Source organism: Flavobacterium cryoconiti (genome assembly GCF_048158645.1).
GTDB classification, from domain to species: Bacteria; Bacteroidota; Bacteroidia; order Flavobacteriales; family Flavobacteriaceae; genus Flavobacterium; species Flavobacterium cryoconiti.
Window position 1 is genome coordinate 17,162 of record NZ_JBLNKW010000003.1, and the last position, 16,963, is coordinate 34,124.

Annotated in this window: 17 protein-coding genes and 1 tRNA gene; 14 read left to right on the forward strand and 4 right to left on the reverse strand. The window is 32.8% G+C overall.

Features of this window, described 5'->3' with window-relative positions; all coding sequences use genetic code 11:
- Nucleotides 1–167: 167 nt before the first annotated feature.
- The 14 genes from ACM55H_RS05115 to ACM55H_RS05180 all read left to right on the forward strand — a co-directional run bounded on the left by ACM55H_RS05115 (nucleotide 168) and on the right by ACM55H_RS05180 (nucleotide 14,658).
- A complete protein-coding gene (locus ACM55H_RS05115; protein WP_416835480.1) occupies nucleotides 168–1,700 on the forward strand; it encodes a glycoside hydrolase family 10-like protein in 1,533 nt (510 codons plus the stop codon).
- A 28-nt stretch (nucleotides 1,701–1,728) separates the two neighbouring features.
- Nucleotides 1,729–2,997, forward strand: coding sequence for an MFS transporter (locus ACM55H_RS05120; RefSeq protein WP_416835481.1), 1,269 nt, complete (start codon nucleotides 1,729–1,731; stop codon nucleotides 2,995–2,997).
- Between the two features lie 123 nt (nucleotides 2,998–3,120).
- Entirely contained in the window at nucleotides 3,121–4,731 is a 1,611-nt protein-coding gene (locus ACM55H_RS05125; protein ID WP_416835482.1) for a glycoside hydrolase family 3 protein, read from the forward strand.
- 141 nt (nucleotides 4,732–4,872) lie between these two features.
- On the forward strand, nucleotides 4,873–5,511 hold the full coding sequence (locus ACM55H_RS05130; protein WP_039107817.1) for a peroxiredoxin: 639 nt from the start codon (nucleotides 4,873–4,875) through the stop codon (nucleotides 5,509–5,511).
- An 85-nt stretch (nucleotides 5,512–5,596) separates the two neighbouring features.
- Complete coding sequence (locus tag ACM55H_RS05135) at nucleotides 5,597–5,905, forward strand: thioredoxin family protein (RefSeq protein ID WP_416835483.1); 309 nt, start codon at nucleotides 5,597–5,599, stop codon at nucleotides 5,903–5,905.
- Nucleotides 5,906–6,038: 133 nt separating this feature from the next.
- Nucleotides 6,039–6,296, forward strand: a complete 258-nt coding sequence (locus ACM55H_RS05140) for a DUF6952 family protein (protein ID WP_039107819.1) — start codon at nucleotides 6,039–6,041, stop codon at nucleotides 6,294–6,296.
- Between the two features lie 182 nt (nucleotides 6,297–6,478).
- Nucleotides 6,479–6,976 (forward strand): thiol peroxidase, encoded by a 498-nt coding sequence (tpx, locus tag ACM55H_RS05145; RefSeq protein WP_416835484.1) that lies wholly within the window; start codon nucleotides 6,479–6,481, stop codon nucleotides 6,974–6,976.
- 10 nt (nucleotides 6,977–6,986) lie between these two features.
- Nucleotides 6,987–7,361 (forward strand): diacylglycerol kinase family protein, encoded by a 375-nt coding sequence (locus ACM55H_RS05150; RefSeq protein WP_416835485.1) that lies wholly within the window; start codon nucleotides 6,987–6,989, stop codon nucleotides 7,359–7,361.
- A gap of 19 nt (nucleotides 7,362–7,380) precedes the next feature.
- A complete protein-coding gene (locus ACM55H_RS05155; RefSeq protein WP_416835486.1) occupies nucleotides 7,381–9,837 on the forward strand; it encodes a DNA translocase FtsK in 2,457 nt (818 codons plus the stop codon).
- A 49-nt stretch (nucleotides 9,838–9,886) separates the two neighbouring features.
- The gene (gene lolA1, locus ACM55H_RS05160) at nucleotides 9,887–10,531 is read left to right on the forward strand and encodes an outer membrane lipoprotein periplasmic chaperone LolA1 (protein ID WP_465245464.1); all 645 of its coding nucleotides are present in this window, start codon (nucleotides 9,887–9,889) and stop codon (nucleotides 10,529–10,531) included.
- Between the two features lie 6 nt (nucleotides 10,532–10,537).
- Nucleotides 10,538–11,971, forward strand: a complete 1,434-nt coding sequence (locus tag ACM55H_RS05165) for an LptF/LptG family permease (RefSeq protein ID WP_416835488.1) — start codon at nucleotides 10,538–10,540, stop codon at nucleotides 11,969–11,971.
- Between the two features lie 9 nt (nucleotides 11,972–11,980).
- Nucleotides 11,981–13,114: a 3,4-dihydroxy-2-butanone-4-phosphate synthase gene (ribB, locus tag ACM55H_RS05170; protein ID WP_039107827.1), complete on the forward strand. Its 1,134-nt coding sequence runs from the start codon at nucleotides 11,981–11,983 to the stop codon at nucleotides 13,112–13,114.
- Between the two features lie 167 nt (nucleotides 13,115–13,281).
- Nucleotides 13,282–13,366: transfer RNA gene (locus ACM55H_RS05175), tRNA-Ser, on the forward strand.
- Between the two features lie 125 nt (nucleotides 13,367–13,491).
- Nucleotides 13,492–14,658 (forward strand): tyrosine-type recombinase/integrase, encoded by a 1,167-nt coding sequence (locus tag ACM55H_RS05180; protein WP_416835489.1) that lies wholly within the window; start codon nucleotides 13,492–13,494, stop codon nucleotides 14,656–14,658.
- A 201-nt stretch (nucleotides 14,659–14,859) separates the two neighbouring features.
- On the opposite strand, the gene ACM55H_RS05185 is transcribed toward ACM55H_RS05180, so the two are convergent.
- The 4 genes from ACM55H_RS05185 to ACM55H_RS05200 all read right to left on the reverse strand — a co-directional run bounded on the left by ACM55H_RS05185 (nucleotide 14,860) and on the right by ACM55H_RS05200 (nucleotide 16,960).
- On the reverse strand, nucleotides 14,860–15,480 hold the full coding sequence (locus tag ACM55H_RS05185; protein WP_416835490.1) for a hypothetical protein: 621 nt from the start codon (nucleotides 15,478–15,480) through the stop codon (nucleotides 14,860–14,862).
- Nucleotides 15,481–15,490: 10 nt separating this feature from the next.
- Nucleotides 15,491–15,784 (reverse strand): hypothetical protein, encoded by a 294-nt coding sequence (locus ACM55H_RS05190; RefSeq protein WP_416835491.1) that lies wholly within the window; start codon nucleotides 15,782–15,784, stop codon nucleotides 15,491–15,493.
- A 163-nt stretch (nucleotides 15,785–15,947) separates the two neighbouring features.
- Nucleotides 15,948–16,412 (reverse strand): M15 family metallopeptidase, encoded by a 465-nt coding sequence (locus ACM55H_RS05195; RefSeq protein WP_416835841.1) that lies wholly within the window; start codon nucleotides 16,410–16,412, stop codon nucleotides 15,948–15,950.
- Nucleotides 16,413–16,423: 11 nt separating this feature from the next.
- Nucleotides 16,424–16,960 (reverse strand): phage holin family protein, encoded by a 537-nt coding sequence (locus tag ACM55H_RS05200; protein WP_416835492.1) that lies wholly within the window; start codon nucleotides 16,958–16,960, stop codon nucleotides 16,424–16,426.
- Nucleotides 16,961–16,963 lie beyond the last annotated feature (3 nt).

Genomic DNA, 16,963 nt, shown 5'->3' on the forward strand with positions numbered 1-16,963 from the left:
TCAAATAAGAAAAAATCAAAAAATTTTCTCTTTTGACATAAAGTTCCATTTAAAAATACTTTGGCAAAGAAATTGCGCTAGTAAAATAAGTCAAATTTTATACCTGTTTTATCTGGTAAATTTCACTAAAAAAACTATTTTTGAATACTTTATAAAATAAGACCCTAATGAAAAATTGCAAGCTTGTCCTAGTACTTATTTCGTTCTTCCTACTTTCTTTTTGGAATGGGAACGCACAAATGATGGCTACAAATCCTAAAAATGAATTTAGAGCGGTTTGGATAGCTACGGTTGTTAATATTGACTGGCCAAAAAGTAGCACCGACAATGTTAACAAACAGAAAGCTGATTTTATTGAAATTTTAGACACCTATAAAAAGTTAAATTATAATGCCGTTATTGTTCAGATTCGAAGTGTTGGGGATGCCTTTTATCCTACGGAATTAGCACCTTGGTCTCGATTTTTGACTGGAAAAGAAGGGCAAGCACCAAAACCTTATTTCGACACATTGGCATGGATGATTACTGAAACTCATGCCAGAGGTTTTGAATTTCACGCTTGGTTAAATCCATATCGTGCCACAATGGACTTAAACACGGCAATTTTAAGCCCGAAACATGATTTTTACCAACATCCCGATTGGATGATTAAATATGGTGGAAAATATTATTACAATCCAGCGCTACCAGAAGTACAAGACCATCTATTAAAAGTTGTTGATGAAGTGGTTAAAAACTACGACATTGATGCCATACATTTTGATGATTATTTCTATCCATACAAAGTAAAAGGAGAGTATTTTAATGACACTGCAGCTTTTGTAAAATATGGTAACAACCTAAGTTTAGAAGATTGGAGACGTTCTAATGTGAATAATTTTGTCAAAAATGTTTCCATTTCCATTAAAAATATAAAACCTTGGGTACAATTTGGCATCAGCCCGTTTGGAGTTTGGAGAAATAAATCAGTGGATCCAAAAGGCTCAGAAACGGAAGCGGGCCAAACAAATTATGATGATTTATTTGCCGATCCAATAGCGTGGATGCAAAACAAATGGATTGATTACCTCGTTCCTCAATTGTACTGGAGCATGGATCATCCTAAGGCTTCGTATTCAAAATTATTGCGTTGGTGGTCCGAAAACTCTACTAATACAGCAATCTACATTGGAAACGGAACTTATAAAATAAATACTGATTCTGATAAAAGATGGAATAATCCAAATGAAATTCCAAATCAAATTGACATCACCCGTAGTTATAAAAATATTCAAGGAAATGCGTTTTTTAGTGCCAAATCATTTTTAAACAGAAATCAAAACGTAACGCAACTACTGTTAGAAAATCAATACAAATACCCTGCGCTTCCTAATGTTGTTCCTAATTCCATTAGAAAAGTAGTTGATGTACCAACAGTCAATGCTATCGTAAAAAATGCGGTTTCTTCCAGCTTCAATGTGAAATCTCCTTTGAATAGCAAAATTCGCTATGTTATGGTATATGGATCAAATGCAACTACTAAAATTGATATTAATGATCCAAGTCAAATCATTGAAAAAATACCGTTTCAAGAAAAAAGTAATGCTGTTGAAGTAATTATTCCCACTTGTAAACTAGATAAAAATAATTCCTGCGCCATTACATTCATTGATTTTTATGGTAATGAAAGTGAGCCAACTTTAGTAAACTTTACGCTATAAAATTTGAATTGAATATAATCCGCTATAAATGAGAAAAGACAACAGCCCTTGGTATTGGATTCCATTATTAAATTTCGCATCAGGTTTTCCGTATGCTATCATAATCTCTGTATCGGTTATTATGTACAAAAGTTTGGGTATTAATAATGAGGATATCGGAGTTTACACTAGTTTATTGTACTTGCCTTGGGTTATTAAACCATTATGGAGCCCTTTTATCGATTTATATGCAACCAAAAGAAAGTGGTTTCTGGCGATGCAATTGGTTATTGCAATAGCTTTTTTGATTGTAGGATTAACCATCCCGATGAGTAATTTTTTCGTACTAAGTCTGGCTATTTTTTGGGTTGCGGCATTTGCATCAGCTTCAAATGATGTGGCGAGTGATGGTTTTTATATGTTGGCTTTAGCCAAAGAACAACAATCTTTTTTTCTAGGAATTCGAAGTACTTTTTACCGACTTTCCATGCTTACCGCCAATGGATTAATCGTTATTCTAGGGGGTTTTCTGGAACAGAAATACGGAGACAAAAGCAAAGCTTGGTCCTACACCATGATAATTGTGGCCTTAATTATGGCTTTTCTAACCATCTATAACTATTTCACCACTCCAAAAGTAGAAGAAACTAAAGTTACTGTTGAAATTGAAAACAAACAGAGTTTCGGGGTTGTTTTTAAAACCTTTTTTCAAAAGAAACAAATCGGAATTGTATTAGCCTTTATATTGCTTTTCAGATTAGGAGAATCCCAATTATTAAAAATGCTAACACCTTTTTTAATAGATGAAAAAATCAAAGGCGGCATGGGATTAGCCACTGAAGATGTAGGTATTATTTATGGTACATTTGGAGTTGCAGCACTGGTAATTGGAGGAATTCTTGGCGGAATTGCCATTTCCAAAGGAGGGCTTGGTAAATGGATGTTACCCATGTTTTTAGCCATGCACTTGCCTATAATAGGATTCATTTTACTTTCCCATTTTCATCCTGAATCCATTTTCTATGTTTATGCGACTGTAATAGCCGAACAATTTGGATATGGTTTTGGTTTCGCTGCTTTTATGATGTATTTAATTTATGTTGCCGATGGCGAATCTAAAACTTCCCATTATTCTATCGCAACCGGATTTATGGCTTTGGGAATGATGCTGCCGGGAATGTTGAGCGGATTCATTCAGGAATATTTGGGCTATGGAAATTTCTTTATTTGGGTGTTTTGCGCCACAATACCAGGATTAATCCTTTCCCGATTTTTAATTTTCCCATCCGATTTCGGAAAAAAATCAGAACAAGTATAGAAGTATATAAACTTCAATCATATAAGAAATGTAAGTTCACTTAAGTAAGTGTTTTTTTTTTAGGTTTTTATATGAACTTAAATTTCTTATAGGATTAAAAATTATTCTTAAAACTATTTCAGAATGACATTAGAACAAAAAATAGGGCAATTTTTCTTCCCTGCTGTTTTCATCAATGATACCGAAGAAAACATACTGGCAACCGAACGATTAATCAAGGAACACAATATAGGTGGATTGACTTTTTTTCATAGTAGAGCCAGTGCCGCAACCAATTATGAAACCAAGAAAAAAGTAGTTTTAAATGAGGATAGTTTTAAACGTTTGAAGGAACTTATCGTTAGATATCAAAATTGTGCCTCCACTCCATTATTGATGAGCATTGATGCCGAATGGGGATTAGCCATGCGTGTGGAAAAAACACCTCAATATCCGTATGCGATTACGCTTGGGGCTTTACCGAATAGTCAAAAAAATTTGGTTTACGAAGTTGGGAAACAAATAGGTTTGGACTTAAAATCAGTTGGGATCCATTATAATTTAGCGCCCTTGGCGGATATCAATAACAACCCGAATAATCCTGTAATTGGCTACCGTTCTTTTGGTGAAAATAAAGAAAAAGTAGCTGATTTTGCCCTCGAATATTTAAACGGAATGAATGAGGTTGGCATTTTAGGTTGCCTCAAACATTTTCCCGGGCATGGAAATACGAATGTTGATTCACATTTAGGATTACCCGTTTTAGAAGAAACATTAGCCGAATTATTAGAAAATGAATTAGTTCCTTTTATAAAAGGAATCAAGAATAATGTCGATTCCATTATGATTGGTCATTTGGCAGTTCCTGCATTAAACGAAGGCAAAGACACTTCGGCCACCTTGTCAAAATCAATAATTGAAACGCTTTTGCGAAAGCAATTGGGGTATGATGGTTTAGTGATTTCGGATGCATTGAATATGCATAGCGTCTCTAAATTATACCAGAAAAAAGGACAACTAGAATGGGAAGCTTTCAATGCTGGAAATGATGTTTTGTGTTTTGCCGAAAATGTACCCGAAGGAATTCAAGAAATCCTAAAAAATGCAACTCCAGAGCGAATTGAAGCCAGTTTTAACCGATTGTGGAAATGCAAACAAAAAGTGGGAATTATAGATGGAAAACTTCCTTTGCCAAACCTTACGGAAAGTAATTTTGATTATGAAACTACGTCCGTTTTAAACCGCAAAATTGCTCAAAACTCTATTACAAAAATAAAAGATGACAACAATACTATAACTATTTTTGATGCTAAAAATAGAGAAGATCTTGCCAAACTTAGCTTTTATAAAAACACAGACAATGCATTTTTTAAAAGCTTGAATGCTGCTTTACCTTCACCTGAATTTAGTTATGAAACTGGAGGGAAGTTGACATTAAAGGAACTAGAAAAAGCTTTAACCCGTTTTGATACCCTTATAATTTCTCTTTTTGTACCAAAGGCAAAACCTTTAAATAATTTTGATATAGAAGATTCAGTACTTCAATTTTTGGGTGATTTATTCCAAAACAAAAAATGTATCCTTTATGTTTTTGGGAATCCGTATGCACTTCAAGTTATCCCAAATTTAAAACACACTTTAGGAATCATTGAAATGTATCAAGATTTTACAGAATTTCAAGAAACCGCAGCGGAACAGCTTTTAGAAAACACCACTTGCAAAGGTACTCTTCCAGTGATTGTTAGCGGTATTTAATAGCTGCTTTAATTTCAAGAATACTAAACTATAAAAAATACTTATTTATAAATAAATATTTATAATCAAATCTTATTGATTCAATTCCTCTGTTTAGGCTATTTTTGCACCATCAAAAAAAATTAACTAAAAATAAATAATATGTCATTAGTAGGAAAAAAATTCCCAAGTATTTCAGTTGACGCCATTTCAGAAATGGGTGATAATTTAAAAATCAACATTTTCGAAGAAGCTACAAAAAACAACAAAAAAGTACTTTTGTTTTGGTATCCAAAAGATTTCACATTCGTTTGTCCAACTGAATTACATGCTTTTCAAGCGGCGTTACCAGAATTCGAAAAAAGAAACACAATAGTTATAGGAGCTTCTTGTGATACCAATGAAGTACATTTTGCTTGGTTAAACACTCCAAAAAACAATGGCGGAATAGAAGGCGTTACGTACCCAATTCTTGCTGATACTAACAGAAACTTATCTAACATTTTAGGAATTCTTGATATTGAAGAAACTGGTTACAGTGAAGAAACAGATTCTATCATTATTGAAGGATCTAATGTAACGTACAGAGCTACTTACCTTATCGATGAAACTGGAAAAATTTTCCACGAAAGTGTAAACGATATGCCATTAGGTCGTAATGTAAATGAATATTTACGTATGGTTGATGCTTACACACACATTCAAGAAAAAGGGGAAGTTTGCCCTGCAAACTGGGAAGCTGGAAAAGAAGCAATGAGCGCTGACAGAAAAAGTACTGCAGAATACTTAACTCTAAACTAATAAAACAATTTCAATAGCAATGGCAATTTCATTATTTTAAAATTGCCATTGGATTTTGTTATTGAATTTTAAAAAATAAAAAACTATGTTAATCGAATTAAACGAAGATACATTAGCGGATTTAATTGCAAAAGACGAAAAAGTTGTAGTTCAATTTTCGGCTTCATGGTGTGGAAATTGTCGTATCATGAAACCAAAATTTAAAAAATTGGCTTCAGAAAACGAAACAATTACTTTTGCCCTTGTTGATGCTGAAAATTTTCCTGAATCAAGAAAATTAGCTAATGTCAGTAATTTACCAACTTTTGCCACTTTTGTAAATGGAAAATTAGTAAACGAAACACAGACTAACAAACAAGAAGTATTAATTGAATTGGTGAACGAGATAGTTTAATTAGATCACTAGACTAGCTTAGATTTTTTAGACTTCTTAGTTTAATAGATTCCTAGAATCTTTCATCTAAAATTTAAAAAGAATTTAAGAAGTCTAAAAATCTAAAATGTCTAAAAATCTAAGAAGTCTAAATATGAAATTACCGGTAATTAAGCATTTAACGCAGTTTATAGAAGAAAATGATGAAGATTACATCATAGAAACAATTGAAGTTCTAGAAGCAATGACTGAAATTACATCATTGAAAGATGAAGAATTAGATGTAATTGGTGAATTGATTTCTAATATGTATGGCGCTTTAGAAGTTAACAAACTGGTAAAAACGGGTACTGATAAAAAAGAAGCTTTAAACAGTTTTATGAAACGAGTTTTGGGTTCGATCGATAAATAAAAAAATCAATATTTCTAAAAACGCACTCCGAAACGAGTGCGTTTTTTTATGCATTTTATAAAAAAGACATTGGGTTGTACGGGTTTACTTAATGCTCCAAAATCTTGAACTTTATCCCGAAGTTTCCTAACTAAATCTTAAATAATTTTCATACTTTTGAACCTCATTAAAAAACAAATATTATGGCTTCAATCACATTAGGAGGAAATCCAATACATACTTCAGGAGAATTACCAAAAGTAGGTTCTAAACTTATTGATTTTAAATTAGTTAAAAACGATCTTTCTATTGCTTCACTAAGTGACTTTGCAGGAAAAAAATTAGTTTTAAATATTTTCCCAAGTATTGATACAGGAACATGTGCTACATCAGTTAGAAAATTTAACGAAAGTGCAAGTAAATTGGAAAACACCAATGTATTATGTATTTCAAGAGATTTACCTTTTGCCCAAAAACGTTTTTGTGGTGCTGAAGGACTTGAAAATGTTGTTAATTTATCTGATTTTCAAGAAGGAAGTTTTGGAAAAACAAATGGTTTAGAAATTGTAGACGGTCCTTTAGCCGGATTACATTCCAGAGCTATCATTGTTGTTGATGAAAATGGAACAGTTACACATACAGAACAAGTTGCTGAAATTGCAGACGAGCCTAATTACGAAGCTGCATTAGCGGCACTTTAACAGCCTACGGATGGAATTTCAAAAAGATAATACTTTCTTTACCGGAAGATTAAAAAGTGTCACTTATGCTTTTAAAGGTGCAGTAAAATTAATCACTACAGAACACAGTATAATGGTACAGTTTTCATTAGGAATTCTAATGACTATTGCTGGATTCTATTTTGGCATAACTGCTACACAATGGCTTTTTCAAACTATGGCTATTGGTCTTGTTATGAGTATCGAAGGTTTAAATACGGCTGTTGAAAAAATAGCCGATTTTATACATCCCAATTATCATGAAAGAATTGGATTCATCAAAGATATTGCCGCAGGAGCTGTATTTTTTGCTGCATTAACTGCAATAGCAATCGGTTTAATCATATACATACCTATATTATTCTAAGCTAGAATTACAATCAAGAATGGCAAAAACAATAAAAACAGCACCTTTAGATAAAAAAAAGGATTCTAAATCTGAGGAAAATAACCAGTGGAGAGTAACCAAGCAACATAAAATTGTTCTTGGTTCTCTTTTGGTATTATTTTCAATTGCTTTATTATTCGCATTTATTTCCTTTTACATTTACGGTCAACAAGACCAAAGTGCCGTTGGAGAACTAACGAACAGAACTGAAACGGTTCACAATTGGTTAGGTAAATTTGGTGCCTTTTTAGCTGACTTGATTGTTTATAAAGGATTTGGACTTGCTGCTTTTATATTCGTTCGATTATTTTTTCTTACGGGAATGTATATGGTTCTTTCCATATCCTTAAAAAAACTGAAAAATATTTGGTTTTGGGATTTATTCGTTATTATAATTCTATCCGTTTTATTTGGTTTTTTTGCTACTTCAATTCCTGAATTAGGAGGAACAATAGGATATGAACTGAATTTATTTTTACAAGATTACATTGGAAAAACAGGAACATTATTGATTTTGTTGTTTGGATTAATCATCTATGTAATTTTCAAAATTAAAATTTCCCCTGAAAAAATTCAATCCTTTTTTGACAATACAAAAAAAGAAATCAAAGCTGATTTAGCCACTATTCCCTTAAACGAAGGAAAAAGTAGCGGGTATAATTTAGAAGAATTTGCTGTTGCAGAGGAAGAGGAAGAACTGGACGGAATACATTTAAAGACAAATGGTTCTCAATTCGAAATTAACAAAGAGGCGTTGAAACCAACCATAAGCAACTCATCGGATATTAATAGAGATCCAATTGTAAAACCACTTGCTATGGAAATTACACCAATAGTAACTCCCGAAATTATTACGAATCCTGTAGACACTTTCGTTATAGAAACTGCTCCGGAAGAAGATATTATTGAGGAAAATTTAGCCTCTCGATTAGTGGCTGATTTTGGATTATTCGATCCAACTTTGGATTTATCCAATTATAAATTCCCTACGATAGATTTATTAAAGGAATATTCTACTGGAGGAATCACCATCAACCAAGAAGAGTTAGAAGAAAATAAAAACAGGATTGTTGATACGTTGCGCAATTACAAAATTGAAATTGCACAAATAAAAGCGACTGTTGGACCATCAGTTACCTTGTATGAAATTGTACCGGAAGCGGGTATTCGTATTTCTAAAATCAAAAGTTTAGAGGATGATATTGCTTTGTCACTTTCGGCATTAGGAATCCGTATCATTGCTCCTATTCCAGGAAAAGGGACGATAGGAATCGAGGTTCCTAATAAGAATCCTACGATGGTTTCGATGAAAAGTGTTATTGGCTCAGCCAAATTTCAGGAAGCCGAAATGGAACTGCCTATTGCACTTGGAAAAACTATTTCGAATGAAACTTTCGTAGTAGATTTAGCCAAAATGCCTCACCTTTTAATGGCCGGAGCAACTGGACAAGGAAAATCGGTAGGATTGAATGCAGTTTTGACTTCACTTTTATACAAAAAACATCCAGCCGAAGTTAAATTTGTATTGGTCGATCCTAAAAAAGTAGAGCTTACGTTGTTTAATAAAATTGAAAGACATTATTTAGCGAAACTTCCTGACATGGATGACGCCATTATTACTGATAATGCAAAAGTAGTCAACACCTTGAATTCGCTGTGTGTAGAAATGGACAACCGCTATTCTTTGTTGAAAGATGCAATGGTGCGCAATATTAAAGAATACAACGATAAATTTAAAGCTCGAAAATTAAATCCTGAAAATGGACATCGATTTTTACCATATATCGTTCTTGTTGTAGATGAGTTTGCCGATTTAATAATGACCGCCGGAAAAGAAGTTGAAGTTCCTATAGCCCGTTTAGCACAATTAGCTCGAGCCATTGGAATTCACTTAATTATAGCAACACAAAGACCATCTGTAAACGTTATTACTGGTTTGATAAAAGCCAATTTCCCTGCGAGAATAGCATTTAGAGTTACTTCCAAAATTGATTCAAGAACTATTCTTGATACTCAAGGTGCTGATCAATTAATAGGACGAGGCGATATGCTTTACACAAACGGAAATGACGTTGTTCGCGTACAATGTGCCTTTATCGACACCCCGGAAGTAGAAAAAATCACTGAATTCATTGGTTCTCAAAAAGCATATGCAACGGCTTATCTACTTCCAGAATTTGTTGGAGAGGAAAGTGGCATTAATCTTGATATGGATATTTCCGACAGAGATACTTTGTTTAGAGAAGCCGCCGAAATTATTGTAAACGCACAACAAGGTTCCGCTTCATTGTTACAAAGAAAACTAAAATTAGGCTACAACAGAGCAGGTCGATTAATTGATCAACTCGAGGCTGCAGGAATTGTAGGCCCTTTTGAAGGAAGTAAAGCACGTAGTGTAAACATCCTGGACATGAGTTCTCTTGATCAATTTTTCAACAATGAACAAAATAATTAACACCATGAAATCAAAGATTCAAGTATTAAAAAAAAATAATATAAAAGGAATGAGCAAAATGTTTTTTCAAATTACCGCTTTATTACTTTTTAGTTTTTCAATACAAGCCCAAGATAAAAAAGCAAAAGATCTCTTGGATCAAGTTACTGCAAAAGTGAGAAGTTATGACAATATTGTAATTGATTTTAAATATTCTTTGAATAATACTAAAGAAAATATCAATCAGGATAGTAAAGGAAACGTAACGATGAAAGGCAATCAATTTGTATTAAATTTCATGGGAGTTACCAAAATTTTTGATGGTAAAAAGACCTATACTATTGTTCCTGAAGATGAAGAAATTACTATTTCTAAAGTAAATGATAAAGATGATAATGCCATTACTCCATCAAAATTATTGACTTTTTTCAACACCGGTTACAAATACAATATGGACATGTTGCAGGATGTTAAAGGAAGAAAAATTCAGTATATTAAATTGGTTCCTACTAATGCAAAAGATCAGAGAAAAGAAATATTATTAGGTATTGATGTACAGACTAAACACATCTACAATTTGATTGAAATGGGTAAAAAAGGCACAAAAACCACTTTAACAGTTAATTCTTTTAAAACCAACCAACCTTTGTCAAAAAATCAATTTACCTTTACCGAAAGTAAATATCCAAATTACTACATCAATAAATTAGATTAATTTTAGGTGAAAATTCTTGACAAATACTTATTAAAAACATTCCTTACTACATTTACTACGGTTTTTGTAATACTATTTTTCATTTTTATACTTCAAACTGTCTGGTTATTTATATCCGAGTTAGCAGGTAAAGATTTAGATTTACTAATGGTTATTAAGTTTCTGGGCTTTTCGATGCCTCGAATTATTCCTTTGGTTTTACCGCTTTCTGTTTTATTGGCTTCGATAATGACTTTTGGTGATTTATCTGAAAATTATGAATTAGCAGCCATGAAATCGGCGGGGGTTTCTTTAAAAAGAGCGATGAAAAGCTTAACTATTTTCATTCTTTTATTGAGTATTATTGCGTTTTTTTTTGCAAACAATGTGATTCCTTTTGCTGAATTTAAATTTATCAATTTTAGAAAAAATATAGCGCAAGCTAAGCCTGCTTTGGCAATTGCTGAAGGACAGTTTAGTGATGTGGGATTTTATAATATAAAAGTCAATAAAAAATCCGGAGAAAACGGAAATTTTCTTACCGGAATCACAATCCACAAAAAATCAAATCTTGGTGATGGCAGCAAAACGGTTATCAAAGCTAAAAAAGGGGTATTGATAAGCAACGATAAATCCAGTATTCTGCAATTGGTACTGAATGATGGCTACTATTATGAAGATATTGTTCCTAAAAAATTTGAAGACAGAAGTAAAATGCCATTTGCAAAAAGTTCATTTAAAAAATACGTAATCAATATTGATTTATCAAAATTGAATAAAGTGGATGTAAATGATCAAAGTATTGCTAACACCAACACTATGCTTACGGTAAGTGAATTAAATTACACATTGGATTCACTGCATAAAAACTTAAAAACAGATGTTATTTCTTTTTCTGAAAACATGAATCAGCGAATAGCCATTCCTAAAGACAATAAAATACAGCCTCTTAAAAAAACAAAAAAACTACCTAATAACATTCTTTCATTGTATAACAATGATCAAAAATCAAAAATATTAGATCTCGCTATTAGCAACTTAGCGAGTACTAAATATTCTATTGATGCCAGTAATACCGAATTTAAAAATAAACGAAAAAACATTAATAATCATGTGCTTGCATTTTATGACAAATTTGTCATAGCATTTGCTTGTTTTTTGATGTTTTTTATAGGAGCTCCTTTGGGCGCAATTATCCGAAAAGGTGGACTTGGGCTTCCTATAATTTTTGCCGTTTTAATTTTCATAACATTCCACTTTATAAATACTTTTGGTAAAAGAATTTCACAAGAAGATGGCTTGACACCATTTCTGGGAGCCTGGATGTCATCAATCATCCTAACCCCATTAGCTATACTTTTGTCTTACAGAGCCACAAATGATATCGGATTAATTAATATGGATGTTATTTTAGCTCCATTTCAAAAAATATTTCAAAAAATATTCCCATCACAAAATTAAACAACACTCATGGTTACAAATAAAATACACCTCAATACAATAGAAGAAGCAATTGAAGATATCCGACAAGGAAAAATTATTATTGTGGTTGATGATGAAGATAGAGAAAATGAAGGTGATTTTTTGGCTGCAGCAGAAAAAGTAACTCCTGAGATGATTAATTTCATGGCTACTCACGGTCGTGGATTAATATGCGCTCCATTGACAGAAAGCCGTTGTAAAGAATTAGGACTACATGTAATGGTGAGCAACAATACAGATCCTATGGAAACTGCTTTTACCGTTTCAGTAGATTTAAGAGGAAATGGGGTTACAACTGGAATATCAGCAGCCGACAGAGCCAAAACTATTTTATCGCTTGTAGATTCAAAAACTAAACCACACGATTTAGCACGACCAGGGCATATATTCCCTCTTATTGCTAAACAAGGAGGAGTATTACGAAGAACTGGGCATACTGAAGCTGCAATAGATTTTGCACGATTGGCAGGCTTTAAATCAGCTGGGGTGATTGTAGAAATCATGAATGAAGATGGTTCGATGGCGCGTTTACCACAATTAGTAAAAGTGGCTAAAAAATTCGATTTAAAATTAGTTTCTATCGAAGATTTAGTGGCATACCGTATGCAACACGACAGCTTGATTGTTAAAAAAGAAGATTTTGATATTGAGACGCGTTTTGGCACATTCAGACTACGTGCGTACCAACAAACAACAAACAAACAAATTCATATTGCTTTAACAAAAGGGACTTGGAATTTAGGAGATCCTATTTTAACCAGAATTCATTCCTCACAAGTTAATAATGACTTATTGGGAACCTTAACCAATAATGTTGACCAACAACTTGACGACATGTTTAAGGTTATTAATGAACACGGTAAAGGAGCCTTTATTTTTATCAACCAAGACATGCAATCTATTAATTTGTTGAGTCGTCTTGCTGAGCTTAAATCACTACAAGAGACAGGGGAAATGAAAGCTCCTAAAATCGTTATTGATAGTAAAGATTTTGGAATTGGCGCACAAATATTACATGATATTGATATCTCAAAAATTAGATTAGTTTCCAATACAGAGGGAACTAAACGTGTCGGTATGATTGGATATGGATTGGAAATAACCGAATATGTAAAGTATTAAACCTATTTATTAAATTTTTATAAAAATAATTTTCTTCTAAAGTATAGAAAATGAAACATTTAAAAAATAGTAATTAAAATAGATACTTTTTTTATAAAAATAGATTTGCATAACCAAAAAAGGTTCTTATATTTGCACTCGCAATCAGGTAATGAAAGCGACATACTGGAGAAATGGCAGAGCGGTCGAATGCGGCAGTCTTGAAAACTGTTGACTGTAACAGGTCCGGGGGTTCGAATCCCTCTTTCTCCGCTGAAATTCGGGAAGCCCTACAAAATATAGGCTTCCCGTTTTTTATAAAATAAAAGTGTACAAATAGTGTACAGCGATTGATTTTAAATGTTCCCTCAAGCATTTTAATTTTTAAATAAATTAAAATGAAAAAATCAATCTTTACTATTCCAAAAGTTGTCAAGTATGACGACCTCAACAAATCTTGGTACGTGTATTTCAGATACAACGGCACAAAAATTTGTTTCAAAAAAGGAATCAACTACATCAAGAACTATAACAAACGTTTAGCTGAAGCCAACGCTTTGCGTGATGCTTTGTATGCCAAATTAAAAAAAGGATGGAATCCGTTAATTCCGGATGCTTTTGACACAAGTTCCGAAATGACTTTAATGGAAGCATTGGATTTTGCACTTGACAAGAAAAAAGATGCTTTGGCTCCAAAAACCTATTTAGGCTATCGTGGTTCTATTGATTTTGTGAAAACTGGCATCGAAGCTCTTTCATTGAATTATCTTCCTGTAGCCGATACCAAGCGCATCCACGTCAAAACTATTTTGGAAAAAGTAAAGCTGCAGCGCAAATCTTCAAATAATTCATATAATAAATATCTTGACCATTTTAGAGCCGTTTTAAGCGAACTTATTCAATGGGACATTCTCCAATTCAATCCAGCCAATAACATCAAGAATTTGGCTGTGGCTGAAAGCAGGGCAAACATCCCGGCAACACCTCAACAGCACAAAATAATAAAACAGTGTCTGCAAAGTTCGCATTCCAATTTTTACAATTTCATAGTTACAATATTCCATACCGGAATAAGACCTGAAGAAATATTGAAAATACAATTGTTTATGATTGACATGAGAAGCTTTCAAATTGTGTTACCTCCAGAGATTACCAAAACTAACAAAGAGCGCATAGTTCCGATTAATAGATATTTGTTTGAGATTTACAAATCAATGGATTTTGAGAACCTACCTAAAGAATTTTATTTGTTTGGAAGTTTTAGGGAACCAGGCAAAGGAAATGTAGGTGGGAAATTGGATTTTATTCCAGGGCCTACTAAAATGAAACGAGATACTGCAACTCGTAGATGGGAAACTATTGTGAAAATTGGTTTAGGATTTAAAGACGTGAATATGTACAGCAACAAACACGCTGGAGCAAACGCAAAGATTCTGGCAGGAATGGATCTGGATGCACTTCGAGAACTATATGGCCATACTTCCAAATTAATGACAACCAAATACGCTACAGTAGTGAAAGAGGTTTACAGAAAACAAATAATGGAGAATTCTCCCGATTTTTAATAAATTTGCATATATGACAATTTTAGACTTTATAATCTCGATCTTCGTTTTTGCCTTAGTCATAAGATTACTATGGGAGAAATTCAATAGTAGTCCAAGTGACAAATACCATAACGATAGTTGGAAAAATAGAAAAAGCGGTCGTAATTGACCGCTTCCTTCGGGTAACCACTCCCGATACTAACCAAAATAAATATAAAACTATTCCTTTTTCTCAATTTTTATAATCCTGTTTTCTCCACATTCATCAAATACCTTTGAGGTAAATTGTTTTTTTCCAAGGAATCTAGTTTTTAATCCTAAGAAATTCCATTGCCTACGTTCCCAATACGCTACGGCGTCTGATTTGTTTTTAAACTCTCGATCATTGACAACAACCTTAAGTTTTTGACCGTCAAAAGAAACAATCCCTTTTATAGTTTGGCATTTAGTGGTGTCACTCCATTCTTGACTTTTGGGAATGCTATTTTTTATCGCAACAACCAAATTAGATATATCGGTTTCTCGTTTAATAGTATCCTTGTAATTATAATTTGCAGAAATAATACTTTCAATCCTATTTAGCTTAATGCCCTCTTTTGCGAGCTTGTTTTTTAAACCTGAGTTCTGATATTCTAAATACTCTTTTATCTCATCAGAAGATAAATTTTGTGTTGAAAATCGCAAGCTATCAGCAATTCGTGTTTGATGCATATTTTCAGTTTGCCTTTTGTTTTCAGATGTTTGAAACTGCCAGTCTTTGTAAAACCAAATTGCCAAAGCTATCCCGGCAATTATTAAAATGGTTCTGATTGTTTGAATGTAAGGTGTGATAAATTTCATAGTTTTAATTTTAATATCCTTCTTTATATATTCTTAGTGTAGTTGGTTCTCCAATTGAAATTAATCCTTGAGCATCTACAACTTTAGCCCAAAAAATATAGTTTCCTACTGCATTTATATCATTTATAGAAGTAACTGCATATTGAATTGTGCCTTTTGTTGCATCCATAACTGTTGCTGGAAATGCTCCTAAAACTCCCAAAGGATTCTTTGTGATTATCGAAACATTAGAAATTCCCGTTAGGTTTTTTCCTGTTTCTAATTTTATTGTTAAATCAGACTGACCTGCATATATTTTTCCCATCTTATTTGATTTTAGAAGTTGATTTTATTTCATTTGTCATTTTATCTATTTTTAAATTATTTTATATTAAAATACATTTCTATACTTTCCCAATTCATAGCTACTGAAATAGCAATTACCAAAATCCAAAAAACAACATGATTTACATCTTGCTTTTTCATTTTTACACAATTATATAATTAGTTTTACTATCTCTTTTTTTTGTAGATAAAACCCTCCAGTTTCCAAAGCCAATTTTGTCAAAATGGGGCATATCCTTAAATGAAGTCCAATTGCCACCCCATGACCATCCATATTTTGCGAAGATTTTAACGCATTCATCCCAATCAGCTACTTTATCCCCGTCCCAGTCTTTATGTGTGTCCCAACTGGCTATTTTACCATCAATTATCATTACAATATCAACGGCAAAGCCATAATTATGAATCGACTGACCGCCTTTAGCATTGGTTACTTTTGGTTTTTTCTTAAACAATTCATCCTGTTCTGCAAAGGTTCTCAATGCTTCGCAAATTCTAACTTGTGATTTACCGGTTAGAACTGAATTGCATTCATTGACTATCTTAATCATTTCTTCACGCACTGATGGATGAAGTGTTTCTATTTTTTTTTTGGTTGTTGCGTCCATATTACTCATAATTACTCTGTTATTTCTTTTTTAGCTTCTTTATAAAAGCCAATCATTTTTTTTATTGATTTCCATAAATCAAAACCGCATTTTGGTAGGTTTTCATGAAAAATAGAAAAGCCTTCAATGGCACAAAAAAACAGCACAACGATTGTGGCTAATTCAAATTCAGCATCTGAGATAGTTGAATATTTGAAATTTTTGAGTAGCAGCGTTTTTTGAAGATTAATCAATAACTGAGGAACCAATAAATAAACAGCTAGTTTAATACCCATTTTTTTAGCTTTATCACTGGAAAACCCTTCGCCTTTACCAAAAAACCATCGTTCTTTATGATCGCTTTTTTTCCATTCATAATAAGACGCCAATAATCCTGATAATAAATCTCCGGCAAAAAACCACCAAAAAATAAACCAAACACCTTCATAACTGACCACTTGGGATACTGCTGCAATAGCCGGAACGCTTACTACTATTAATATTGGTTTTTTTATAAATAATGACAGTAATGTGAATTTTGGTAAGGCAAAAGCCAGTAGTTTTTCCATGTT